This is a genomic window from Mesorhizobium sp. WSM4308 (genome assembly GCF_002294905.1).
Taxonomy (GTDB): Bacteria; Pseudomonadota; Alphaproteobacteria; order Rhizobiales; family Rhizobiaceae; genus Mesorhizobium.
Genome location: NZ_NSFW01000001.1, coordinates 189,813 through 212,811, shown reverse-complemented (window position 1 = coordinate 212,811; position 22,999 = coordinate 189,813). Strand labels below are relative to the sequence as shown.

The following is a 22,999-nucleotide window of genomic DNA, read 5'->3' as shown; positions in this document are numbered from 1 at the left end:
ATTGGCTTTCCCTTTTTCGTTTTAGGCCTTCGATGCCTTTTCGAGGAACAGCTGCGACATGGCGGTCGGCTGCACGCCGGCCACGCCTTTCGCCGTTGCCGTCAGGTAGTCGTAGAAATAGCCGAAGATGACGGGCGTTTCCTCGAGCAGCAGCTTCTGGATCTTGCCCGCCGTCGCCTTTTGCGCCTCGAGATCGAGCGCCGCGATATAGCTGGTCGCCAGCGTGTCATAGTCCTTGTTCTTGAAGTGCGCGGCGTTCCAGGTGCCGTCGCTCTTCAGCGGTGCGGCAAGGTACACGTTCGGCACGCCGCGGTGACCATAGTCGGTGATGCCCATCACCGAATCCAGCCAGTTCGATTTGCCGAATACGGCGTCGCCGTAATACGCGCCCTGGTCCAGGATGTTGAGCTCCAGCTCGATGCCGATTTCCTTGACCCAGTTCTGGATCAGCTGGGCGTATTCGGGAATTTCCAGGTAGCGCTCGGTGGTCAGCGTCACCTTGAAACCCTTGCCGGCGCCGGCCGCTTCCATCAGCTGCTTGGCCTGCGCGATATCCTGCTTGCGCTGCGGTATGCTCGTATCGGTCGAAGGGTAGACGGCCGCGAACGGGCTGTCATTGCCGAGCGCCGAGCGCCCCTTCATCAGGCCTGCGGCCAGCTTGTCGCGGTCGAGGCAGAGCGCGATGGCACGGCGCACGCGCGCGTCCTTCAGCGGGCCGTCGTCGCAGCGCATATGCAGTTGCTGGTGGGCCGACGACTTCAGGCTGATGATGTCGACGCTCGGATCATTGAGCAGGGCGACGCCGGCCAGCACCGGCATCTGGTTGATGATGTCGATTTGTCCGCCCTGCAGCGCCAGGATCTGCGGCTGCATGTCGGCGAAGAAGGTGAATTCGGTCCGCTCCGGCAGCGCCTTTTCGCCCCAATAGTCCTCGTTGCGGACGAAGGACGCACCGACCTTGGCCGTGTATTTCTCGACCTTGAACGGGCCCGTGCCGTCGAAGCTTTTCTCGTAGTCGCCCTTGTAGCTCGCCGGGATGATGACGGCGTTGTAGTTGTCCGACGACACCATGTAGGGAAAGTTGCCGTTCGGCGCGTCGAGATGGAATTCCACCGTGTAGTCGTCGACCTTCTTGGTGGCGCCCTTCTGCAGGATGCCGGTGAACACCGACAGGGCGTTGGACGAGTTTGCCGGGTCGGCGAGGCGGTCGATGCTGGCCACGACGTCGTCGGCCTTCATCTCGCCGCCGGAGTGGAATTTGACGCCCTTGCGCAGCTTGAAGGTCCACACCGTGCCGTTGTCGTTCGGCTTCCAGCTTTCGGCCAGCGCCGGCTTGAGCATCAGGTCGGGGCCGTCGACGCACAGGAATTCGGCAACCTGCTGCAGGATCAGCAGGCCGCCGGCATCGGCGATGGTGACCGGGTCGATGGTTGCCGCCGGCACGCTGCTGCCGACACGGATGGTCGCGCCAGGCGCGCCCTGCGCGCGGGCGAGCGACGGCATGCCACTGAAGCCGGCAGCGGTGGTGATGCCGCCCAGAAGCGGCAGCGACAGGCCGAGCAGGCTGCCGTGGCGAATGAAGTCGCGGCGGCTGACACGGCCGTCGACGAGACCGTCGATGAGATGGTTTTCGAGCGGCGAGCGATTGCGTCGGATCAGGTCGAGAATGCGGTGGTTCTTGCTCATGGGTTTAACCCTTTCCCCTTGTTTCTTATGGCTGAAGAAAGCACTTCCGGTTGACGAAATTCCGTGGAGTTCTCCTTGCCCCGGCCGTCAACGAAGTCGGTCGACCGGGACTGTAGCATGCGGCTTTATCCGGTCCATCCGATCGTTGCGGCGAAGCGGTCAGATTTTCTTGAGGATGTTTCCACCCATCCGGTCCTGCCGTCGCGACCCAATCGCGGCGGCGGCTTGTTTCTTGACGACGTCTCCTTTCCCTTCTCGTTCTCCTAGTTCAGCGGCAGGCGGCGATATGTGCCGGGCTTCGCCGGGTCGTGATATTTGTTGCACGGGCCGTTATCGGCGAAATCGCGATGGCAGGCCGCGAGGTTTTTCCGCGACAAGGTGATGCCGAGACCGGGACCTTCCGGGACGTGCACGACATTGTTCCTCGGCGAAAATGGCCCTTCCTCGGTGATGTCCATGGGCTGCATGCGAAACAGCGACTGGTTGGGCTCCCGGATCCAGCCGAGCGCCGCGCACAGGTGCAGGTAGGCGGCGCTGCCGATGCCGCTGTCGCCGCTGTAGCACCAGAAATCGACGCCGGCATGCTCGCAGGCGCCGACGAAACGCAGCAGGCGGCCGATGCCGCCATGCGCCGTCGGATTGCCGACGAAGGCATCCGGAACCTTGAGGTCCATGGCACGCGCAATGTCGATGTTGTGGGTGGAGAACGGGATCGAGCAATGTTGCCGCAGCTGCCGCATCTCCTCGAGCGTCGCCACCGGATCCTCCCAGTTGCGCACGCCGAGCTCTTCGAGCGGCCGCGCCAGCCGCCGCGCCGTCGCCAGCGAATAGGCCTGGTTGGAATCGATGCGGATCATCGCCTCGTCGCCGAGCTTTGCGCGGATCAGCTCGACCATTCTCAGCGAGACTTTCGGGTCTTCGGTCGAGAACTTGCCTTCGAAGAAGGTCGTACCATGCGTCTCGTGCAGTTCGACGCAATAATCGGCGACTTCTTCCGGCGTCGTCTCGCCTTTCACATCGGGCCCGTCGCCGCGCAGCGAGAAATAGTCGGTGAACGGGATGTCCTTGCGCACGGCGCCGCCGAGCAGCTGGTAGAGCGGCTGGTTCCACGCCTTGCCGCGCAGGTCCCACAGTGCCATCTCGATCGCGCCGAAACCCATGATGCGGGTGCGGTCGTTGATCGACTGCACACCGGTCCAGTAGGGCAGGCAGACATGCTCGGCGCCGGCGATGTCGAAGGCATCGCGGCCAACCAGGCGCTCGGCCAGAACATCATTGATGATTGCGGCCGCCGCCGGCGTCGGCGCCTCGCCGAGGCCGACCAGCCCATCCTCGGTCTCGACCTCGACAATGGTCTGCGAAAAACCGTCGAGCTCGCCGAACACCCAGCCATAGGGTGCTTCGAGACGAAGATTGATCGGTGTGGCCGTGATGCCTCGGATCTTCATCTCAGCCGACCTCGAAGAAAGGCTTGCCGAGCAGGCTCGGATCCACATCGATGCCGAGGCCGGGGCCGTCCGGAATGCCCATGTGGCTGCCGGTGACCGGCGGGGCGTTGAAGGCCGTGCGCACCGTCACCCATTCATGGAAGGCAATGGCATGCAGCCGGCGCTCCTCAGGCGTCGACAGCGACAGATGCGCCATCGCTGCCGTGTCGATCTCGGCGCCGCCTGTGTCCTCGACAGTGATCATGAAGCCGAGGTCGACGGCAACGTCGCGGATCTGGCGCGTCTTCGTCACGCCACCCAGCCGCGAGATCTTCAGCGTCAGCCCGTCGGCCGCGCCCAGGCGATGAATCTCCAGCATCTCCTCCAGCGAGGTGACGGATTCGTCGAGCACCATCGGCTTGTCGAGCATGCGGCGCACCGACATGTTCTCCTCGAGCGTCGTGCAGGGCTGCTCGAACGTGTAGTCGATGCCACGCGTGGCATCGGCGAACTGCCGGGCCTGGTAGGGTGTCCAGCCGGCATTGGCGTCGCAGAAAATCACCGTACCTTTCGGCACCGCCGAGGCGACTGTCGTCACTCGCTCGATGTCGTCGTGCACGTTGCCGCCAACCTTGACCTGCAGACGGCGACAGCCCTCGGCGATGATCCTCTTTGCCAGTGCCGCCATCTGATCGAGCGTGCCGTGGGTGACGACCCGGTAGGTCTCCGCCATATCGCTCTCCTTGCCACCGAGCAGCGTCACCAGCGGCACATCGGCGGCGCGCGCGGCGAGATCCCAGCACGCCATGTCGAGCGCCGATTTGATATAGGGATGGCCCTTGAACACCGTGTCCATCAGCCGGCCGATCCTGGCCAGCCCGCGCGGGTCGTGGCCGATGAGATGCGGCGCGATTTCCGGCACGCCCGCGCGTGTTCCCGCCGGAAACGCGGCCGAGTAGAAATTGCCGAGCGGCGCCATCTCGCCCCAGCCGGTCAGGCCGCTGTCGGCGGTGACGGCGACGATCACCGCGTCGAAGGCGTCGGCCTGGCGCCCCTTGGACATGCGGTAGGGGCCGTCCACGAAGGGCTGCACGACACGGTAGGCTTTGATGGATTTGATCTGCACTCTGTCTGTCCGCTGGCTGCGATGTCTGGGAATTGGTCAGGCGCCCTTCGACAGGCGCTGTTCGAGGCTGCGCGCATAAGAGAGCAACTGCTCGAAGTCGAGATTGATATGTTCTCGTGCGTGACGCTGGGCAGCGCGCATATCGGCGCCCTTCATCAGGTGCACGTAGGTTTCATGGACGTCTTCGGCCGGCACCGGCTCGTTGCGCGCATGCTGGTGCAGCGCGAAATACATTTGCAGCCGGCTGGTCAGCCGCTGCCAGGTTTCCAGAAGCACCGAATTGTCGGCCCACTCATAGATCAGGCCATGCAGTTGCAGCGCCGTTTCGATCTGCCTTGTGGTGTCGAGGTTGCGTGTCGCCTGTTTTACCGCTTCGTGGCGCCGGTCAAGTTCGTCGAAGAAACGCTGGTCGCGCTGTGGCCATGTCCGTTCGATGGCGAACTCGTCGAGCACCTGGTTGAGCGAATAGGCATCGTCGATGTCCTTGGCGGTGACGTCGATGACGAAGGTGCCGGCATAGGGGATGCTGGTCAGGATGCCTTCCTGCACCAGCTCGCGCATCGCCTCGCGCAATGGCGCGCGGCTGACCCGCATCTGTTCGGAGATTCTGAGCTCGTTGAGCTTCTGGCCGGGTTGCAGTTGCCCGGTCAGGATGGCGCGCCGCAGCAGCGCGACGATTTCGGCGCGACGCGTCGTATCTGCAATCGGGCTGAAATCCGTCTTCACCATCCGGCCCACTCCAGCGAGTACAGCGGCAAGACAATCAGATTGTCGACAATCTAACAAGAGCTATTTATGCATTCACGCTGCCAAGGCCGACCGCGCCGACGTGGCCGCTCTTGTCGGCCTGCTTGTAAATGCGGCGCCCACGACCCGTGGGAAGGTCGCGGGCGCCGCGCGGAAACCGGGCCTGCGGGGGAGTCAGGTAGCCGGTTTCTGTGGCAGTGGCGAGATCGGCATTCCGGGTCCGATCTTCTGCAGATTGCCTGTGATCACCTGGTCGCCTTCCGAGACGCCGCTCAAGATCGCTACAAGGTCACCGCTGGTCGGGCCGAGCGAGACCAGCCGCTGGTCGACCGTGTTGCCCTTGCCGACGACGTAGAGATATTTGCCGAGCTGGCTCGAGCCCAGCGCCGTCTGCGGCACCATCAGCGCGTCCGGCTGTTGCCTGATGTGCAGCCGCACGCGGACGTACTGGCCAGGCATGAGCGTGAACTTCGCATTGCCGATGGTGGCGCGCGCGGTGATGGTGCCGGTCGAGTGGTCGACCGTGTTGTCGACGAAGGTGAGTTCGCCCTTCTGGCTGGTCTCGGTCTGACCCGGCAGCAGGACTTCGACATCGACCGGGCCGGCCGCGCGGGCCTGCTCGATCTCGGCCAGATCCGTCTCGCTCGGATTGAAGGTGACATAGATCGGGTCGAGCTGCACCAGCGTGTTCAGCACCGTGCCGGCGACGCTGACCAGCGTTCCGACCGAAGCCTGGTTGCGGCCCAGGCGTCCGGTGAACGGCGCATGGATCTCGGCGTAGCTCAGATTGAGCTCCGCCGTGCGCACGGCCGCTTGGTTAAGCGCCAGCGACGCCTGCGCTTCGCGCAAGGTGCTGGTGCGCTGGTCGAAGCTGTCCTTGTCCAGATAACCGCTCTTGGCGAGCTCGGTGCCGCGGCCGAGATTGGACCGCGCATAGTCGAGGGTCGCCGTATCGCGCTGGACCTGGGCTTTCGCCTGGTCGAGCGCGGCCTGGAAGTCGTCGGGCGAGACCCTGTAGAGAAGGTCGCCTTGCCGCACATCCGCGCCGTCCTGCGCCGTCTGTTCCTGCAAATAGCCCGGCACGCGCGCCTGCAGCGTGATGCTGCGGATAGGCTCGATGCGGGCGGCATAGTCGAGATAGATCGGGATCGTCTTCTTGACCACGCTCGCCACCGGCACCGGCATGACGAATGCCGCCGGAGCGGGCGTTGCCGCACCGGCCGTGCCGGTGCTCAGCCTGAGATTGCCCATATCGAGCAGGTGGACGCTGGCCACGGAGATCGCGCCCACCGCGACGGCCGCTCCCAAAGCGATTTTCCATTTACGCATAATATTTCTCCAATCTTATTCGGCCGCTTCCGCCAGGGGAGGGAAGGCGGGTTCGGCAGTTGGTTCAGTATGCCTGGAGGCGGGTTCGCCGCTTTCGCGGCGCTCCCGCAACTGTTCGATGACCGCGTAGAAGACCGGCACGAACACCAGCGACAGGATGGTCGCAGCGACCATGCCGCCAAACACCGTGGTGCCGATCGACTGGCGGCTTGCGGCACCGGCGCCGGTGGCGAACATTAGCGGCAGCACGCCGAGGATGAAGGCGAAGGCCGTCATCAGGATCGGCCGCAGCCTGAGCCGGGCGGCTTCCATCGCCGCCTCTACGATGCTGAGGCCCTCCTCGCGTCGCCGCCTGGCGAACTCGACGATCAGGATCGCGTTCTTGGCCGCCAGGCCGATCAGCATGACGAAGCCGATCTGCGAGTAGACGTCGATCTGCATGCCGCGCACCGATAGCGCCGCGAAGGCACCGAACAAGGCCAATGGCACCGCCAGCAGCACCATGAACGGCATCGCCCAGCTCTCATATTGCGCCGCCAGGATCAGGAAGACGAAGACGATGGCGAGGCCGAAGACGACGGACGCGATGGATCCTGCCTTGAGCTCCTGGAAGGTGATGCCGGTCCATTCGAAACCGAAATCCCTGGGGAGCGCGGTGGCGGCCGCCCGTTCCATGGCAGCGACAGCCTGGCCCGAGGAGAAGCCCGGCGCGGCACCGCCATTGATCGAGGCCGAGGCGTTGTTGTTGTAGTGCGGCACGGTTTCCGGCCCGACGAACGGCACCAGCTTGCCCAGCGTGCTGAGCGGCACCATGCCGCCCGAGGCGTTGCGTACATAGAGCCGCGAAATGTCGGCGGCGCCCGCACGTGCATCCTTGTCGGCCTGGATGGTCACCCGGAAGGTGCGGCCGAACAGGTTGAAGTCATTCACGTAGAGCGAGCCGAGATAGATCTGCAGCGTGTTGAAGACATCGGGCAGGTTGAGGCCGAGAAGCTTGGCCTTGCTACGGTCGAGGTCGTAGTTGAACTGCGGCGTCGAGGTCGAGAATGGCGAGAACAACTGCTGCGGATTGATTTCCGGCTGCTTGCGCGCCTCGGCGATCACGGCTTGCGTCGCGTCATTGAGGGCCGTGCTGCCGCGACCGGTGAGATCCTCGACGACGAATTCGAAGCCGCCCGTGGTGCCGATGCCCGGGATCGAAGGCGGATCGAAGGAGAGCGCGAAAGCTTCCGGAATCTGCATCAGCTTGCCGCGCACGTCGGCGACGAGCTTCGATGCGCTCTGGTCGGGGCCACGCTCTTCCCATGGCTTGAGGATGGCGAACTCGACAGCCGAGTTCGACTGCGCCGCACTGGTCAGGAAGTTCAGGCCGCTGATCGAGCCGACAATGTCGACGCCGGGCGTTGCCTGCAGGATGTCACGCGCCTTCTGGGCCACCGCGTCGGTGCGCTCGAGCGAGGCACCGTCGGGCAACTGGATGACGACGAAGAAATAGCCCTGGTCCTCGACCGGAAGGAAGGTCGACGGCAGTTTCTGCCAGACGAAATAGGTGGCGACCAACCCGGCGGCGAACAGGCCGAGCATGATCCAGCGTAGGCGGATCAGAAAGCGCACACCGTGGGCGTAGGCATGCGACAGCCTGTCGAAGCCGGTGTTGAACCAGCGGAACAGGAAGAACTGCGGCCCATGGCGATGACGCAGGAAAGCGGCACTGAGCGCAGGGCTCAGCGTCAGCGAATTGAAGGCCGAGATGCCGACCGAAATCGCCACCGTCAGCGCGAACTGGTTGTACAGCCGCCCCGACACGCCCGGAATGAAGGCAACCGGCACGAAGACGGCCATCAGCACCGCGGTGGTGGCGATGATCGGACCGGTGACTTCGGCCATGGCGGCCTTGGTCGCCGCCAATGGTTTCAGCCCGGCCTCGAGTTGTCGTTCGACATTCTCGACCACCACGATGGCGTCGTCGACGACAAGGCCGATCGCCAGCACCATGCCGAGCAAGGAGAGCATGTTGAGCGAGAAGCCCAGCATCTCCATGACGACCAGCGTCGCCACCAGCGACACCGGAATGGCGATGGTCGGGATGATGGTCGTGCGCCAGCTCTGCAGGAAGATGAACACCACGGCGACGACCAGCACCAGCGCTTCGCCGAGCGTGATCAGCACGTCATGCATCGACGCCGAGACGAAGCGCGTCGTGTCGTAGTGCATGGCATAGGACACGCCCTTCGGGAAACGCGCCGACAGTTCCTGCATCTTGTCCTTGACGCGCTGCTGAAGGTCGAGCGCGTTGGAACCGGGCATCTGGTAGACGGCGAGGACCACGGTCGGGTCCTTGCCGAAGAAGGCCGAGGACGAATATTGCAGCGCGCCGAGCTCGATGCGCGCGACGTCGCGCAGCCGCACCAGCGAGCCGGAGTCGGTGTTGGCGCGCACGACGATGTCGCCGAATTCCTTCGGGTCGCTCAGGCGCCCGACGGCGTTGACCTGCATCTCGAAGGCGGTGCCGGCGGGCGCCGGCGACTGGCCGATCTTGCCGGCCGCCACCTGGACGTTCTGCTCGGCGATGGCATTCTGCACGTCGACGGCGGTAATGCCGAGATTGGCAAGCTTGTCCGGATCGAGCCAGACGCGCATCGAATAGCGCCGCTCGCCGAAGATCTGCACGTCGCCGACGCCTTGCAGCCGCTTCAGCGGATCGACGACCTGCAGATAGGCGAGGTTCGACAGCGCCACCGGATCGACCGACTTGTCGGGCGAGGTGAGGTTGACGATGAGCACGAAGTTCGGGTTCTGCTTCTTGATCGTCACGCCGCCCTGATTGACGATCGCCGGCAGCGAGGAGGCCGCCTGCGAGACGCGGTTCTGGACGTCGACGGCAGCGGTGCTCAGGGAGTAGCCGACATCGAAGGTGATGGTGATGGTCGAGGAGCCGTCATTGGAGCTCGTCGACGACATGTAGGTCATGCCCTGCACGCCGTTGATCTGCTGCTCCAGCGGCGTCGTCACCGTGTCGGCCACGACTTGCGCGCTGGCGCCCGGATAATGGGCGCTGACCACGACCTGGGGCGGCGTGATGTCTGGAAACTGCGAGACCGGCAGCAGGAAATAACAAATCGTCCCGGCGAGCACCATGATGATGGCGATCGCCGACGCGAAGATCGGACGGTGAATGAAGAAATTTACCACGACACACATGCCTCGCCGGCTGCTCTTGCCCGCCCGAAGGCGCTGGCAACTCTGGATAACTGGCCGTGCCCGTCACGGGAGGCTTCCCGTGAACGCAGCAACGGCACTTCGCGACGCTGCCCATCGGCAAGCGAGCGAAGCATCTTCTCGAGGGCGCGGGGGTCGACCCCATCTGCCTTCATGACCAGCCGGATCATCGGATCCCGGACGGCCTCATCTATGGTAAGATCGCGGCGCTGTGGCATTGGCCGGCTCCTTGTCTGTCGATTCGCAGCCCATGCTCGCGAACCGTTTTCCATTTCCTCACCGGCCGGAGCCGCATGATTGGCAGTTTCTCGTCCGTCTCATCTGGCAGGACCAGTTCACGGCCTTGTTATTGACGACGGACGACGTAGGTGTTACCAGTAAGTAACATTCTGGAAGTTACAGACCGGTAACACCCTAGTCAAGAGGTGGCCGAGGGTTTTTTGGAAACGAAAGGAGATCATGATGACAGACGGCGTCGTGGAGCGCTCTCGTCCCAGGGATCGGATTCTGGAGACGGCACGCGACATGTTCCACAAGCATGGCATCAAGGGCGTCGGCGTCGACGCCATCACCGAAGCTGCCGGCACGAACAAGATGACGCTCTATCGTCACTTTGAATCCAAGGACGAACTGATCGTCGAGTGCCTGCGCGCCAATGCGGCCAAGGCCGGCGCGATGTGGGATGCTTTCGAGGCCGAGTTCCCCGGCGACAAGCTCGCGCAGCTGCATGCCTGGGTTCGCAAGGCGGCTGCCATGCTCAATGCCGACGGCCGCGGCTGCGACATGGCCAATGCCGCCGCTGAGCTGACTGAGCCGGACCATCCGGCGAGACTGGTGATCAAGGAGCTCAAGGAAGCCCAGCGCGAACGCCTGGTGGCGCTCTGCCGGGGTGCGGGCATCGGTCAGGCCGAACTGCTTGCCGATACGCTGTCGCTGCTGTTCGAGGGCGCCCGTGTCAGCGTGCAGACCGTGGGCGCCGAAGGCCCGAGCACGCAGTTTGTGCGCATGGCCGAAGGGTTGATCGTTTCCTTCCGGGGCACCGCCGCCGGTTGAAATCCGCCGCGGCTGTTGGCGATTTGCCGGTCGTATGACCGAGGCGATGCTCGGCGCCCTTTGGCGCGGGCGGCACAGGAATTTCCGATGCTGAATGAAAAAAGCCCGCTGCCGGGAGGAGGTGGCAGCGGGCTCGATTTTCGAATGTGGCGCGGGAGGAGGTGCACCCCATTCAGCGTCGGCATCGCATCTGGGAGGAGTAGATGGCCGACGACCAGAAGCTACGAGTTGCCCAATGATTCGGCAACAATGAATTGTGCATAGCAGCTGTGCAGATTTGCCGTGTCAATTATCAGACAAATCCAGGAAGCCGGGCTTTGCCAGGCGGTCTCGTCTCACTGCACCGGCACGTTTTCCCTGAAAATCAGGCGCGGCTCGATGAATTTCCGGGTGAGATAGGGCGCCGATGAGGCGATGGAGCCGAGCAGGCGGATGACCGACTGTTCGGCGATCAGCCTGGCGTTCTGGTCGATGACGACGTCGGCGACGTCGTCGACGAGGTAGCCGCGCGTCTCCTTTGTAAGGTCGTGGCAGATGAACACCGGCTTGCGGTTGGGCCTGGCTTCCCGGATGGCTCTGGCAACGCCGGAGCGTCCGGCCCCGACGCAATAGATGCCGAGCAGTTCCGGTTCGTTGTGCAGCGCCTTCATGGTCTCGGCGTAGCTGGCATCCGGTTCGTCGTTGATCTCGACGGCGCTGGTCACGGCGAGGTTGGGAAACTCCTCGCCAAGGACGGAGCGAAAGCCCATTTCGCGCTCCTCATGACCGCGGTAGGAGCGTGAACCGACGACCATCGCCAGATGGCCTTCGCGGCCGCCGAGGAAGCGACCCATCAGAAGTGCCGCCGTTCGGCCCGCAACCCGGTTGTCGATGCCGACATAGGCCGAGCGGGGAGCGGCCGGAATATCGGACACCAGCGTCACCAGGCGGATGCCGGCTTCGACGATGTCGCGCAGGATGTTGCGGGTTCGCGGATGGTCGACGGCGATGACACCGACGCCATTGGCCTTCAGCGACAGATTTTCCACGGCGCTCTGCAGCGCGTTCGGCGAGATGCCGGCGAGTTTGTGGATCCGGCACGAAGCGACCAGCGGCAGGCGCGATGCATAGTCCTCGATGTGCCTTGCCAGATCCTGCATGAATGCGTTGCTGCCGATCGGCAGGAAGAACTCGAGGTTTGCCGGTCTGGAGGGAAGCGTCACCTGATCGGCGACCGGCAGATAGCCGAGCTGCTTGGCGGCTTCCATCACGCGTTGCCGGTTGGCGGCGCTGGCGCCAGGCCGGTTGTTGAGCACCCTGTCGACCGTCGCGGTCGACAGTCCGCAATTCCTGGCGATGTCGGAGACGGTGGCCTTCATGCCGCAACCCTACGCGCCGATGCGATGACGCGCCAGATAAGTGATTTCCCAGCCGATGCGATCCGACGGACGGGTGATTGACACCCATCGCCGCCATGCGCATTGAGCCGCTTCGGCAAGACGGATCCGCCCGTCCTCAGTGCGACGGCCTGCCGTCGGCGACGGCGTCGCGGATTTCCTTGTCCGACATGCCGGTGATGATCCGTTCGACCTCCGTCACGGTTGTCTTCTTCGGGTCGATGTCGTCGGCGACCACCTTGCCCCGGCGCATGACGACGATGCGGTCGACCACCTGGAAGACGTGATGGATGTTGTGCGCGATGAAAATGCAGGAATGGCCGGAATCGCGGGCGCTGCGCACGAAGCTAAGCACCCCTTGTGTTTCGGCGACGCCGAGATTGTTGGTCGGCTCGTCGAGGATGATGAGGTCGCTGTCGAAATGCATGGCGCGCGCGATCGCCACCGCCTGGCGCTCGCCGCCGGAGAGCGAGCCGATCGGCGTCGTCGGTGGAATGTTCTTCGAAATGCCGACCTGTTTGAGCAGGTCGCGGGCGACGTTGTTCATCGCCTCCTGGTCCATGCGGTTGAGGAAACGCGGCGGCTTGATCGGCTCGCGCCCGAGGAACAGATTGCGGGCGATCGACAGTTGCGTGACCAGCGCGGAATCCTGGTAGATCGTTTCGATGCCCTGCGCGATGGCATCGCTGGTGCTGCGCAAGGTGACCTTCTTGCCGCGGATGAAGATGTCGCCGCTGGTCAGCGGCACCGCGCCCGACAAGACCTTGATCAGCGTCGACTTGCCGGCGCCATTGTCGCCGAGCAGGCCGACGATCTCCCGCTCGTTGACATGGAAATTAGCGTCCACAAGCGCCTGCACGCGGCCGTAGGACTTGCGGATGTTCTGCATGCGGATCAATGGCTCGGCCATGGTTCAAGTCCCTGCCTGGTGCCGGCGTTCCAGCCATGAGTGGAGCGCCATCATGCCAAGGATGATCGCGCCGATGAAGATATTGTAGGCAAGACCGGGCACGCCGATCAGCACGATGCCGTTGCGCATCACGCGCAGGATTAGGATGCCGAGCACGGTGCCGATGATGGTCCCGCGTCCGCCGGTCAGCGCCGTGCCGCCGATCACCACCATGGCGATGACTTCGAGTTCGTAGCCGGTGCCGCTGTTGGGATTGGCGGCCGACGTGCGCAGCGAGGAGATGACGCCGGCCAGCGAGGCCATGAGCGACGACAGCACGAACAGGCCGATCTTGACGCGGTTGACATTGACGCCGCGGGCACGCGCCGCGTTGGGATTGCCGCCCGCCGCCTGGATCCAGTTGCCGGTCCGGCTTTGCGTCAGCACATAGCCGAGCGCGATCGCCGCGGCGATGAACCAGAACAGCGACATGTAGATGCGGAACGGCCCGATGAAGAAGTCGCCGACCAGCGCTTCCGCCAGCCAGCTGCCCTCGGCGCTCCAGGTGCGCTGCGGAAAACCGTCGGTGATGAAAAGCGCACTGCCGCGCACCACCAGCAGCATGCCGAGCGTCACCAGGAAGGACGGGATCTTGAGCTGCGTGACGAACCAGCCATTGACCAGACCGATCAAGGCGGCAACCACCAGCGCGACGACGAAGCCCATCTCCAGCGAGGTGACGCCGCCGTTGAACAGCGTCCACATCAGCACTGGCGAGAAGCCGAACAGGGATCCGACGGACAGGTCGAATTCGCCTGATGTCATCAGCAAGGTCATCGCCAGCGCGATCAGGCCGAGCTCGACCGTGAAGGCCAGGGTGTTGGAGATGTTCTGCGGCGACAGGAAGTCGTGGTTGAAGCCCCAGAAAACGCCGATCTCGACGATGAGCAGCACGAAGGGACCGAATTCGGGCCGCGCAATCAGGCGTTGGACAAGCGAATGATTTTCCACTGGGAACCCGCGACATGGTTGGAAGGGCCGCGATCTCCACCGCCTCGGATGGATGGTCGCGGCGCAAGCAGATATCTGGCGCCGCGTGCCAGATGGGTGCGGCGCCAGGGATCGCGGTTTATTTGCCGGACAGGATCTTGTCGTAGATGCCGGCGGTGTCCTTCTCGTAAAGCGCGCCGGTGATGACGTTGAAGCCCGGGGGAATGCCTGACGCCGCCATGTTGGCGAGCGACAGCGCGACATAGCTGGTCGCCTGCGGGTCCTGCCACTGGCCGGCATTGACGTAGCCGTTCAGAACCTCCTGGGTAGTGTCGAGCGAGTTGCCCCAGCCGACAACAGGGATTTCACCCGGCTTGACGCCGACCTGGTCGAACACCCGCTTGATCGAGCCGGTGACGAGGTCGCCCAGCCCGATAACGGCCTTAACCTTGCCCTTGTGGGCGGTGAGGTAGTCGACCATGCGATTGATCACCTCGGCCTGGTCGAGCGTCGCTTCGGTCACTTCATAGGTGATGCCGAGCGGTCCGAAGACGCTCTTGATGCCTTCCTCTTCCTGGACGCCATAGGTGGCGCCGGGGACCTCGACCGGCATCCAGACGAAGTCGCCCTTCTTCACCAGGCCCTTGTCGACCAGATACTGCGCCCAATGCTTTCCGAAGGTGACGTTGTCGCCGCCGACATAGGCATTGAAGTTGGCTTTTGGATCGGGCGTATTGAAGTTGATGATCGGGACGTTGGCGGCGCGGGCTTCCTTGACGATCTCGACGAGGCTGCCCGGATCGGGGCTGGTGGTGACGATGCCGTCGGCCTTGGCCGAGAGGGCGGCGCGAACCGCTTCCTGCTGGGAGGCAACATCGCCATTGTGGAACGAGGTGTTGACGGTGTTACCGGTGTCCTTGGCCCATTGCTTGGCCCCGGCCAGGAAGTAGGTCCAGACCGGGTCGGCGGGGCCGCCATGCGAAATCCAGTAGAAGGTCTTGGCCTGCGCGGCTGCCGGAATGACCGTCAGCGCGACCAAAAGGCCGTAGAGCACAAGTCTCAGTCTTGTCAGCATTTGATTTCCTCCCGGTTGAAGATGATCCGTCCCTGTTCCGGCGTCGGCCGGATTGCGTCTTTTGCCAGCGCCGCTCGGATGCCTCAGAGCATTCCCTTTTTCGACGGATGGCAAGCCTCCATCTGCAGATGTAGTTGGCGCCTGACGCGACGCCATCAACGGTCCCATCAGATTGCATCAGTCGGGGTGATTTTTCAGGAGCGGTCGGATGATTGGCGGCGAGGCTCAGCCGGGCGGATTGTCCGCGCTGTGTCCGGCGCGCCAGCGGCGTCGCAGCCGGTCGATCGCCAAGGCAAGCACGACAGGAGCACCGGTGGTGAAGGCGGCCCAGATGGCATCCACGCCAAGCAAGGTCATGGCGTTTTGGATAGAGTCTAGATCAGATCGGCCTTTGCCAGGTCACGCATGAGATGGCTGGCGCCGTAGGTCCAGTGCGGGCAGTCGGGCGACAGCCGCACCCGGTTGACCAGCGCGCCGAATTTTTCCGATGAGATGGTGACGATGTCGCCGACCTTGTGGGTAAACCCCTTGCCCTTCTCGCCGCGGTCCTTCGACGGCACGAACATGGTGCCGAGATAGAGCGCCAGCCCGTCCGGATACTGGTGGTGCGGACCCATCGCGGCGGCAACGAGCTCTTCGGGCGAACGGCTGATCTCGGCCATCGAGCTTGCGCCCTCCAGCGAAAAGCCATCCTCGCCCTCGACCTTGAGGCGCACGACCGCCTTCTTCACGTCGTCGATCGAGAAGGTGTCGTCGAACAGGCGGATGAAGGGTCCAAGCGAGGCCGAAGCATTGTTGTCCTTGGCCTTGCCGAGCAGCAAAGCGGAACGCCCTTCGACGTCGCGCAAATTGACATCGTTGCCGATGGTGGCGCCGACGATGCTGCCGCTCGAGGCGGCGACCATGGCGATCTCCGGCTCCGGATTGTTCCAGGTCGACACCGGGTGCAGGCCGACATCGGCGCCGAAGCCGACCGACGCCATTGGCTGGCACTTGGTGAAGATCTCAGCATCGGGGCCGATGCCGACTTCCAGATATTGCGACCAGGCGCCGCGCGCGATCAGCTTGGCCTTGATCTCCATGGCTTCCGGCGAACCGGGCTTGAGCTTCGACAAATCGTGGCCGATCAGCCCGGCAATGTCGGCGCGGATGGCGTCGGCCTTTTCCGCCGAGCCGCGCGCCTGTTCCTCGATCACCCGCTCTAGCAGGCTGACGACGAAGGTGACGCCCGACGCCTTGACCGCCTGCAGGTCGACCGGGGAGAGGAGATAGGGTTTGGCCTGATCGCGCCCGGCTGCAAAACTATTGGCCGCGATGTCGTCGAGCGAGCCGATCGGCTTGCCCTTGGCCGAGCGCACATGCCCTGCCGGATCGGCCATCTCGCAGATGTCCCGCACGGTCGGCGCCTCGCTCGACGTAATGTCGAAGACGGTGCCGTCACGCACCGTGACCACCAGGGGATGGGGCACAGCCGGTGATCGAGCGCGGCCGAGAAAGACGCCATCGTCAGGCAGAAACGTCATGTTTGTCATTGCACTCTCGTTATTGCGCAGGATGGTTCGATGTTATGAGGTGCGCATGGCCTCTTCAAGCCGACACGCCCTGAAGCAGCATGTGCCAAGCGACGGACGATCAACGGAAATGGCCTTTGCCACCATGCCACTGCACCGCTTCGCGACTTCCGATCTGGCGCTATAGCTCACCCCAGCGTAACCGCAAATGCGCGCTTGTCGATCCGCCTTTTTCCAGCGTCGTCAGGCCGCTGCCGTGATGGGCGTCCACCACATGTGAAACGGGTTCGAAGCAGAAGAAATCAGCGTCTCGTGCCGGTGAATAGAGGACGAAGACATTCAGCGAGGGCGATGCCTCGACCGTGAGGGCGATGGCGTCGTCCGGCTGGATGATCGAGGCGTGCCCGTTCCAGCCTTCGAAGGCATTGTTGACCCAGGCGTCGGGAAGCGGCGCGGCTTGCGAAAAGTCCCAGTCCGGCCGGGAGGCCAGCGGCACCACCCCCGTCGGCAGGTGTCGTTCGTCTTCCAACCAGACACTGTGCGCCGATGCTTGCAGCAGAGTGCGCGGGCGGCGCGGAAACCAGGGGTGGAAGCCCAGCCCGTAGGGCAGGCGGATGGCGGCTCGGTTTTCGACAGCCAGCACGGCGGACAGCGCGCCTTCCTCCAATGCATAGCGGACGCTTGCATGGTAGCGGTAGGGTCCGATCGCCCCATCCTCCAGAGCCAGCTCGATTTCAGTGCCGGTTCGCCTCGTCAACCGCCACGGTCTTTGAAATGCGTCGCCGTGGAGTGGGAACCGCTCGCCTTCGACATTGGGCTCTATCGCATGGAAGCGCCCGTCAAACTCGAAGCCTCCACCGGAAATGCGGTTTGACCAGGGAATCAGCAGTTGAGACCCGAACTTCAGCAGACCTCTCGATGGCTCAAGCAGAGGCGTAGGTGCTCGGCCGGGGCGGAGAGCGTCGTAGCGCAGGATGGCGGCGCCCTCGCGGGGACGCACCACAAGGCTTGCACGCCCGTCGGCAAGTTCGATCTCATCGCCATTTGTCATTGAAGGGCCGCTATGGCTACCATCCGCCATCGATGTTGATGTTCTGACCGCTGATCATGTCCGAGGCCGGGGAGACGAGGAACAGCACGAGATCGGCGATATGCTGCGGCTCGATGCGTCGCTTCAGGCATTGGTTGGTAAGGATCCAGTCGTTGTATTCCTCGAGCCGTTCTCCGAAGACGCGCTCCTCTGCCTCGGAAACGACGGCCCCTGGCGACACCGCGTTCACGGTGATGCCGTGTGGTCCCAATTCCCGCGCCAGCGACTTGGTGAGTCCCAGCATGGCTCCCTTCGAGGCCACATAGGGCACGTAGCCGTCCCAGCGGCCGTTCAGCGTCACCGAGCAGAAATTGACGATCCTGCCCTGGCCCTTCCTCTTCATGCCAGGCGCGCAGGCGCGCGCCAGCGCGAAGGCGGCTGACGAATTCACACGGATCTGGTCCTCGTACTCGCCAAGTGAGAATTCCTCGAACGGACGGTTGATGATGAGCGCCGCGTTGTTGATCAGAATATCGATCGTGCCTTCTTCGTCGGCGAGCGCCTTGACCGCTGCCTCGGCTTCGGCCAGCTGGTTCAAGTCGCAACCGACATAGACGATCGTACCTTTGTTTGTCGCCGCCAATTCCGCCGCGATCTTGGGCCCTTCCGCATTCTCCGGTCGGTCAAGCAGAAGCACGCGCGCGCCAGCGCGGGCAAGCGCGGCAGCCTGGGCGCGGCCGAGCGAACCCAGACCACCCGTCAGGAGCACGACTTTACCGGAAAGGTTCGTCATCACCGTTCCCGCTCCTCAAAGCACGTTGTGAACTTCATCGATGGAGGTTTCCTCGATGCGCTTGTCGAGAACGACCTCGCCGCGCGCCATCGCGACCACACGATCACAGCAATCAAAAACGTGATGCATGTTGTGGCTGATGAAAACGCCGGTCACCCCTTGCGCCTTCAATCCACGCACAAAGCCGATGACCTTGCTGGTCTCCTTGACCGAAAGGTGATTGGTCGGCTCGTCGAGGATCATCACCTTCGACTTGAAATGCATGGCCCGCGCGATGGCGACGCCCTGCCGCTGGCCGCCTGACAATTCACCGACCAGTGCGTCGGGCGAGCGCAAATGCAGGTCGACATTGGCGATCGCCTTGATGCTCTCGCTGGCCATCTGCTTTTGATCCAGGATGCCGACGCCGAATACGGAAAACAGCGTCGGTTCGCGGCCGATAAACAGGTTCCTGGCGATCGACATGGTGGGGACCATCGAATTGTACTGGTAGATGGTCTCGATACCGAGGTTCATCGCGTCGCGCGGCCTGGCGATTCGCACTGGTCTGCCTTCGACCAGGATCTCGCCCTCGTCGGCGGTGTGGACGCCTGACAGAATGTTGATGAGCGTCGATTTGCCGGCACCGTTGTCGCCGACCAGCCCAAGTGCCTCGCCTCGCTTCAGGTCGAGGCTCACGCCCTTCAACGCATGGACGCCGGAATACCATTTGTGAAGATTGCGGACGGAGATGATTGCGTCTTCCATGGCTCAGCCCTCCATCTTGATCGCCTTGGCGCGCTTGCGCATCCAGGCGTTGGCGACGACGGCGAAAATGGTCAGGAAGCCGATCGCGAATTTGAACCAGTTCGCGTCGACATTGGAGAGCACCAGCCCGTTGTCGATGATGCGGATGAGGATTGTGCCGATGATGCCGCCAGCGACCGTACCGATGCCGCCTGCGAGCGACGCGCCGCCGATGACCGCCGAGGCCACCGCCTGGAGCTCCAGGCCTTCGCCGATGGAAGGCAAGGGAGAGCCCAGCCTCAGCACTTGCAACATGCCGGCGAAGCCCGACAGCATCGAGCAAAGCACGAAGCATGCGAGTTTTACTCTCGCGGTCGGGATGCCCATGGAGGCGGCAGCCGGGTGGAAGCCGCCGGTGGCCTTTATCCAATTGCCGAAATTGGTTCTGGAAAGCATCAGTGACGTCAGCAGGGCAATTCCCGCAAACCACAGGAACGACATGCGGAACATGTTGCCGGGTCCGACGAACGAAGTGAACAGCCAGTTCGGAAGATCGGCGGGAAGCAAGGGTGGAAACCCGCCCGAGACGACGATCGTCAGCGACCGGGCGATGAAAAGCATGCCGAGCGTGGTGATGAAGCTCGGGATCTCGAACCAGATCGTCACATAGCCGTTGATAAATCCGATCACCGCGCAAACGACAAGCCCGGCCAGCAAGGCAAGCGGGAAAGGCACCCCTTCGACCATGAGGACCGCCATGCACATCGGCATCAGGGCAAACACCGATCCAACCGAAAGGTCGAACTCGCCGCTGATCATCAAGATGGTGACGCCGATGGCGACGAGGCCCGTTTCCGGCAGAATGCCGAGCATGCCGCGAAGGTTATCCTGGTTGAGGAACACGCCATTCGAGCGGATCTCGAAAATCACCACCAGAAGCACCAGCAGGATCAGTCCCGCCAGTTCCGGCTTTTCCAGATAGGTCTTGAAGAGGCGTTTCAAGGCAGGCTCCAGGAATTCGAGGCAAGGGACCACCCGGCGGTGCGAACACCGCCGGGTGAACACATGGCGCGCGTGGGCTTAACGCAGGCCTTGCGATGAAAGTGTCATGATCGCGTCGGCCTGATTCGGGCGCACGATGCCTTGACCCGTATCGATGTCGGAGGGCGCCAGACCTACCTTCTTGTTCAGGTAGGCTTCCATGACCGGCATGAAGCCCTGCATGTAGGGCTGTTGGTCCACCAAAGCCTGTACGTAGCCCTTCTGCATCTGCTGCAGGACTTCCGGCACCAGATCGAACCCGCCAAGGAGGACCTTGCCCGGCGCGACGCCGCGATCCTGCAGCGACCGCGCTACGCCCGCGCACCAGAAGCCGGTGTCGAAATAGGCTGTGGTGTCGGGATGCGCATTGAGATAGGCGCCGACACGATCGGACGTGATCGCGAGGTCCGTTCCGCTGTCGATCCGCTCCCATGAGACCTGGCGGTCGGGGTGGGCCGCCTTGTACTCTTCCAGGAACTGCATCACGCCTGCGCCGCGGCTTTCGGACCAGTTCTGGCCGGGTGCGGAAATGCCGACCAGAACCTTGATTGCCCCCTCTTTCGGGAAGCTCTCGGAAATCGCCTTGCCGAGCGAATAGCCCGCCGGCTTGAAACCCTGCCCTATGAAGGCCTGCCGCGCATTGCCCTTGGCGCCCTCGGTGTCATCCACATTGACGGCAATCACCAACACACCGGCATCTCGCGCTTCCTTGATGACGTCGTCGAACGCCTTGTTGTCGACAATCGAGGTCAGCAGGGCATCCGGCTTTGCCGCAAGCGCGGCGCGCATGTTGGCGAGTTGCTGCTCGACCGAGCCTTCGGTCTGGGTGAAAATCATGTTGCACTTGGCCTCGACCTTGCCGCAGGCATCGTCAAAGCCCTTTTTCACCGCCTGCCAGAAGATGTTCGAGGCCGACGAATGGTGCGTGAAGACGATGTTGAGCCCGTCGGCGCTGGCGACGGAAGGCCCGGCGAACAGTGTCGTCGCGAGCAAAAGCGTTGCAGTCAGTCGTTTCATTACTAATCCTCCCGTTGGTGTTCTTCAGATGTCCGCCTTGTCGGAGACGCGGCGATGGACGGTGTAGGCCCGACCGAGGTCGGGATTGAGTTCCAGCCCGAGGCCGGGGCCAGGCGGCACGGTGATCATGCCGTCCTTGACTTCCGGTAGCGCGGTCACGAGGTCGCGATACCAGGTCCTGTAAAATGCCCGCACACTCTCCTGTACGAGTGCGTTGGGCGCGTTGAGGGACAAATGCGTGGACGCCGCCAGAACCACCGGCCCGGTGCAGTCGTGCGGCGCGACCGGCAAATGCCAGGCCTCAGCCATCGCCGCGATCTTGCGTGCTTCGGAAAGCCCGCCGCACCAGGAAATGTCCAGCATGACGATGCCTGCGGCGCCGGTCTCCAGAAGGTCGCGGAATGCCCAGCGACTGCCCAAGGTTTCCGACGCCGAGATCGGTGCCGGGCTCGCGGCCTCATAGCGCTTGAGATCGGCGAGGCTGTCCATGCGGATGGGATCCTCATGCCAGTACGTGCCGTAAGGCCCGAGCGCCTTGGCAATCTTGATCGCGGGCAAGAGCTGCCACATGGAGTGGAACTCGACCATGATGTCGATCTTGTCACCGACAGCTTTGCGGATCTTCTCGAAGGGTTGCAGCGCGGCTTTCAGGTCGCCGGCGTTGATGTCTTGCCCTCGGCTTTTCTCGGCCGCATGGTCGAAAGGCCAGATCTTCATGGCCGTGATGCCGTCCTCGAGCAGCTCCGCTGCCAATTCGTCGGCGCGGTGGAGAAACCCGTTCAGGTCGTCGTAGCCTTGCCTTGTGCCGAGACCATAATTCGCGGTGGTCTGCCCCTTGCCGTCCTTGATGTATTCGGTGCCGGCGCAGGTGTTGTAGGTACGGATGGACTGCCGCGAAAAGCCTCCCAGGAGTTGCGCGATCGGCTGGTTCATGGCCTTGCCGAAAATATCCCAGAGCGCGATGTCGAAGGCGGAATTGCCGCGGACTTCGACCCCGCTTGAGCGGAAACCAAGATAGCCGACCAGGTCCGCGGAAAGCAGATCGATCTGCAGTGGATCGCGGCCGATCACGCGCGGCGCGACATATTCATGGACATATTCCTCGACCGTGCGGGCCAAGAAAAAGGTTTCGCCAAGGCCGGTGATGCCCTCGTCGGTATGCACCTCGATCCAGAGCAGATTGGGCCGCTCTTCGATACGAATGGTCTCAAGCGAGCGGATTTTCATGCGATCCCCGCGTCGATCAATGCCTTGACGCTTTTGTCGAAATGCGCGGCCATATGTTCGGCGGCGAGTTGCGGGTTCCCCGCGATGATCGCCCGAGCAATATCCGCGTGCCCCTCGATCATCTTGATCTGCTCTTCCTCGGTTGCACGCGTACGCCAGCCGATCACCCAGGTGCGTCGCGTGACGCCGCTGAAGGCGTTGATGATCAACGAAAACACCGGGTTGTGAGAGGCCCGCGCGATCGCTTCATGGAATGCGATGTCGTGTTCCATGACGATCTCCGGCGCACGGTAATTCTCGCGCATCAGCTGCGCGCATTTCTGAACGTCAGCCGCCTCCGCGTCGGTCCGCCGGAGCGCGGCCAGCGCCACCGTGCGCATTTCGATGGTGCGGCGCACATCATAGACCTGCTGGATGCTGATCTGTTCGGTCGTGACGCCGTGCTCGATCACCATCGACATCGCGCCAATGTCGAGCTTGGCAACGCTGGCGCGCCGCCCGGCGCTCATGTCGATCAGGCGCATCGCCGACAGCGACCGAAACGCCTCCCGCACCACCGTGCGCGAGACATTGAGCTTGCGGGTCATGTCGGCTTCACTGGGCAAGAGGTCGCCAGGGCCAAGGCCTTCAACGCGGATGTGTTGGGTGATGGCCTGAATGGCGGCGCTCACCAGCCCGGGATTTGTCTCGTCAGGCCCTATGCTGCGATCGCTTACCATTTGCCCAAAACCTGTATG

21 protein-coding genes are annotated in these 22,999 nt (G+C 63.2%); 2 read left to right on the top strand and 19 right to left on the bottom strand.

Going from position 1 to position 22,999, the window contains the following annotated elements; genetic code table 11:
• Positions 1-21: 21 nt before the first annotated feature.
• A complete protein-coding gene (locus CK227_RS01030) occupies positions 22-1,686 on the bottom strand; it encodes an ABC transporter substrate-binding protein (RefSeq protein ID WP_095771120.1) in 1,665 nt (554 codons plus the stop codon).
• Positions 1,687-1,803: 117 nt separating this feature from the next.
• Here CK227_RS01030 and CK227_RS36600 point away from each other — a divergent pair, with 117 nt between their 5' ends.
• Positions 1,804-1,953, top strand: coding sequence for a hypothetical protein (locus tag CK227_RS36600; RefSeq protein WP_179295772.1), 150 nt, complete (start codon positions 1,804-1,806; stop codon positions 1,951-1,953).
• Here CK227_RS36600 and CK227_RS01025 read toward each other — a convergent pair.
• The 5 genes from CK227_RS01025 to CK227_RS01005 form a co-directional block, all read right to left on the bottom strand.
• Positions 1,950-3,134, bottom strand: a complete 1,185-nt coding sequence (locus CK227_RS01025; RefSeq protein ID WP_095771119.1) for a mandelate racemase/muconate lactonizing enzyme family protein — start codon at positions 3,132-3,134, stop codon at positions 1,950-1,952. The genes CK227_RS36600 and CK227_RS01025 overlap by 4 nt on opposite strands.
• Position 3,135: 1 nt before the next feature.
• Positions 3,136-4,239, bottom strand: coding sequence for a mandelate racemase/muconate lactonizing enzyme family protein (locus CK227_RS01020; protein ID WP_095771118.1), 1,104 nt, complete (start codon positions 4,237-4,239; stop codon positions 3,136-3,138).
• Positions 4,240-4,275: 36 nt separating this feature from the next.
• On the bottom strand, positions 4,276-4,968 hold the full coding sequence (locus CK227_RS01015) for a GntR family transcriptional regulator (RefSeq protein ID WP_095771117.1): 693 nt from the start codon (positions 4,966-4,968) through the stop codon (positions 4,276-4,278).
• 192 nt (positions 4,969-5,160) lie between these two features.
• Positions 5,161-6,315 carry an efflux RND transporter periplasmic adaptor subunit gene (locus CK227_RS01010; RefSeq protein ID WP_095771116.1) on the bottom strand — a complete coding sequence of 385 codons (1,155 nt, stop codon included), beginning with the start codon at positions 6,313-6,315 and terminating at the stop codon, positions 5,161-5,163.
• A gap of 15 nt (positions 6,316-6,330) precedes the next feature.
• The gene (locus CK227_RS01005) at positions 6,331-9,516 is read right to left on the bottom strand and encodes a multidrug efflux RND transporter permease subunit (RefSeq protein WP_179295771.1); all 3,186 of its coding nucleotides are present in this window, start codon (positions 9,514-9,516) and stop codon (positions 6,331-6,333) included.
• Positions 9,517-9,996: 480 nt separating this feature from the next.
• Between CK227_RS01005 and CK227_RS00995 the strand changes: the two genes are divergently transcribed.
• Positions 9,997-10,587, top strand: a complete 591-nt coding sequence (locus tag CK227_RS00995) for a TetR/AcrR family transcriptional regulator (RefSeq protein ID WP_095771432.1) — start codon at positions 9,997-9,999, stop codon at positions 10,585-10,587.
• 335 nt (positions 10,588-10,922) lie between these two features.
• Here the strand turns inward: CK227_RS00995 and CK227_RS00990 are convergent, their stop codons facing one another.
• The 13 genes from CK227_RS00990 to CK227_RS00935 form a co-directional block, all read right to left on the bottom strand.
• Positions 10,923-11,945: a LacI family DNA-binding transcriptional regulator gene (locus CK227_RS00990; protein ID WP_095771114.1), complete on the bottom strand. Its 1,023-nt coding sequence runs from the start codon at positions 11,943-11,945 to the stop codon at positions 10,923-10,925.
• 136 nt (positions 11,946-12,081) lie between these two features.
• A complete protein-coding gene (locus CK227_RS00985) occupies positions 12,082-12,873 on the bottom strand; it encodes an ATP-binding cassette domain-containing protein (protein WP_095771113.1) in 792 nt (263 codons plus the stop codon).
• A gap of 3 nt (positions 12,874-12,876) precedes the next feature.
• The gene (locus CK227_RS00980) at positions 12,877-13,863 is read right to left on the bottom strand and encodes an ABC transporter permease (protein WP_095771112.1); all 987 of its coding nucleotides are present in this window, start codon (positions 13,861-13,863) and stop codon (positions 12,877-12,879) included.
• 118 nt (positions 13,864-13,981) lie between these two features.
• On the bottom strand, positions 13,982-14,917 hold the full coding sequence (locus CK227_RS00975; RefSeq protein ID WP_095771111.1) for a substrate-binding domain-containing protein: 936 nt from the start codon (positions 14,915-14,917) through the stop codon (positions 13,982-13,984).
• Between the two features lie 225 nt (positions 14,918-15,142).
• Positions 15,143-15,274, bottom strand: coding sequence for a hypothetical protein (locus CK227_RS37765; RefSeq protein WP_280951219.1), 132 nt, complete (start codon positions 15,272-15,274; stop codon positions 15,143-15,145).
• A gap of 17 nt (positions 15,275-15,291) precedes the next feature.
• Positions 15,292-16,449, bottom strand: a complete 1,158-nt coding sequence (locus tag CK227_RS00970; RefSeq protein WP_095771110.1) for a fumarylacetoacetate hydrolase family protein — start codon at positions 16,447-16,449, stop codon at positions 15,292-15,294.
• Between the two features lie 160 nt (positions 16,450-16,609).
• Positions 16,610-17,479 carry an aldose 1-epimerase gene (locus CK227_RS00965; protein WP_245318037.1) on the bottom strand — a complete coding sequence of 290 codons (870 nt, stop codon included), beginning with the start codon at positions 17,477-17,479 and terminating at the stop codon, positions 16,610-16,612.
• A gap of 16 nt (positions 17,480-17,495) precedes the next feature.
• Positions 17,496-18,251, bottom strand: coding sequence for an SDR family oxidoreductase (locus CK227_RS00960; protein WP_095771108.1), 756 nt, complete (start codon positions 18,249-18,251; stop codon positions 17,496-17,498).
• A 15-nt stretch (positions 18,252-18,266) separates the two neighbouring features.
• Entirely contained in the window at positions 18,267-18,998 is a 732-nt protein-coding gene (locus CK227_RS00955) for an ATP-binding cassette domain-containing protein (RefSeq protein ID WP_095771107.1), read from the bottom strand.
• A gap of 3 nt (positions 18,999-19,001) precedes the next feature.
• On the bottom strand, positions 19,002-19,979 hold the full coding sequence (locus tag CK227_RS00950; protein ID WP_095771106.1) for an ABC transporter permease: 978 nt from the start codon (positions 19,977-19,979) through the stop codon (positions 19,002-19,004).
• 78 nt (positions 19,980-20,057) lie between these two features.
• Positions 20,058-21,035: a sugar ABC transporter substrate-binding protein gene (locus CK227_RS00945; RefSeq protein WP_095771105.1), complete on the bottom strand. Its 978-nt coding sequence runs from the start codon at positions 21,033-21,035 to the stop codon at positions 20,058-20,060.
• Between the two features lie 24 nt (positions 21,036-21,059).
• Positions 21,060-22,262 carry a mandelate racemase/muconate lactonizing enzyme family protein gene (locus tag CK227_RS00940; RefSeq protein ID WP_095771104.1) on the bottom strand — a complete coding sequence of 401 codons (1,203 nt, stop codon included), beginning with the start codon at positions 22,260-22,262 and terminating at the stop codon, positions 21,060-21,062.
• A complete protein-coding gene (locus CK227_RS00935) occupies positions 22,259-22,981 on the bottom strand; it encodes a FadR/GntR family transcriptional regulator (RefSeq protein WP_095771103.1) in 723 nt (240 codons plus the stop codon). Before CK227_RS00935 ends, CK227_RS00940 begins: the two co-directional genes overlap by 4 nt.
• Positions 22,982-22,999 lie beyond the last annotated feature (18 nt).

Bases quoted from the DNA above. Each gene is read 5' to 3' on its own strand.
- CK227_RS01030 (WP_095771120.1), bottom strand. From the start codon at position 1,686: ATGAGCAAGAACCACCGCATTCTCGACCTGATCCGACGCAATCGCTCG.
- CK227_RS36600 (WP_179295772.1), top strand. From the start codon at position 1,804: ATGCGGCTTTATCCGGTCCATCCGATCGTTGCGGCGAAGCGGTCAGAT.
- CK227_RS01025 (WP_095771119.1), bottom strand. From the start codon at position 3,134: ATGAAGATCCGAGGCATCACGGCCACACCGATCAATCTTCGTCTCGAA.
- CK227_RS01015 (WP_095771117.1), bottom strand. From the start codon at position 4,968: ATGGTGAAGACGGATTTCAGCCCGATTGCAGATACGACGCGTCGCGCC.
- CK227_RS01010 (WP_095771116.1), bottom strand. From the start codon at position 6,315: ATGCGTAAATGGAAAATCGCTTTGGGAGCGGCCGTCGCGGTGGGCGCG.
- CK227_RS01005 (WP_179295771.1), bottom strand. From the start codon at position 9,516: ATGTGTGTCGTGGTAAATTTCTTCATTCACCGTCCGATCTTCGCGTCG.
- CK227_RS00995 (WP_095771432.1), top strand. From the start codon at position 9,997: ATGACAGACGGCGTCGTGGAGCGCTCTCGTCCCAGGGATCGGATTCTG.
- CK227_RS00990 (WP_095771114.1), bottom strand. From the start codon at position 11,945: ATGAAGGCCACCGTCTCCGACATCGCCAGGAATTGCGGACTGTCGACC.
- CK227_RS00985 (WP_095771113.1), bottom strand. From the start codon at position 12,873: ATGGCCGAGCCATTGATCCGCATGCAGAACATCCGCAAGTCCTACGGC.
- CK227_RS00975 (WP_095771111.1), bottom strand. From the start codon at position 14,917: ATGCTGACAAGACTGAGACTTGTGCTCTACGGCCTTTTGGTCGCGCTG.
- CK227_RS37765 (WP_280951219.1), bottom strand. From the start codon at position 15,274: ATGACCTTGCTTGGCGTGGATGCCATCTGGGCCGCCTTCACCACCGGT.
- CK227_RS00970 (WP_095771110.1), bottom strand. From the start codon at position 16,449: ATGACAAACATGACGTTTCTGCCTGACGATGGCGTCTTTCTCGGCCGC.
- CK227_RS00965 (WP_245318037.1), bottom strand. From the start codon at position 17,479: ATGACAAATGGCGATGAGATCGAACTTGCCGACGGGCGTGCAAGCCTT.
- CK227_RS00960 (WP_095771108.1), bottom strand. From the start codon at position 18,251: ATGACGAACCTTTCCGGTAAAGTCGTGCTCCTGACGGGTGGTCTGGGT.
- CK227_RS00955 (WP_095771107.1), bottom strand. From the start codon at position 18,998: ATGGAAGACGCAATCATCTCCGTCCGCAATCTTCACAAATGGTATTCC.
- CK227_RS00945 (WP_095771105.1), bottom strand. From the start codon at position 21,035: ATGAAACGACTGACTGCAACGCTTTTGCTCGCGACGACACTGTTCGCC.
- CK227_RS00940 (WP_095771104.1), bottom strand. From the start codon at position 22,262: ATGAAAATCCGCTCGCTTGAGACCATTCGTATCGAAGAGCGGCCCAAT.
- CK227_RS00935 (WP_095771103.1), bottom strand. From the start codon at position 22,981: ATGGTAAGCGATCGCAGCATAGGGCCTGACGAGACAAATCCCGGGCTG.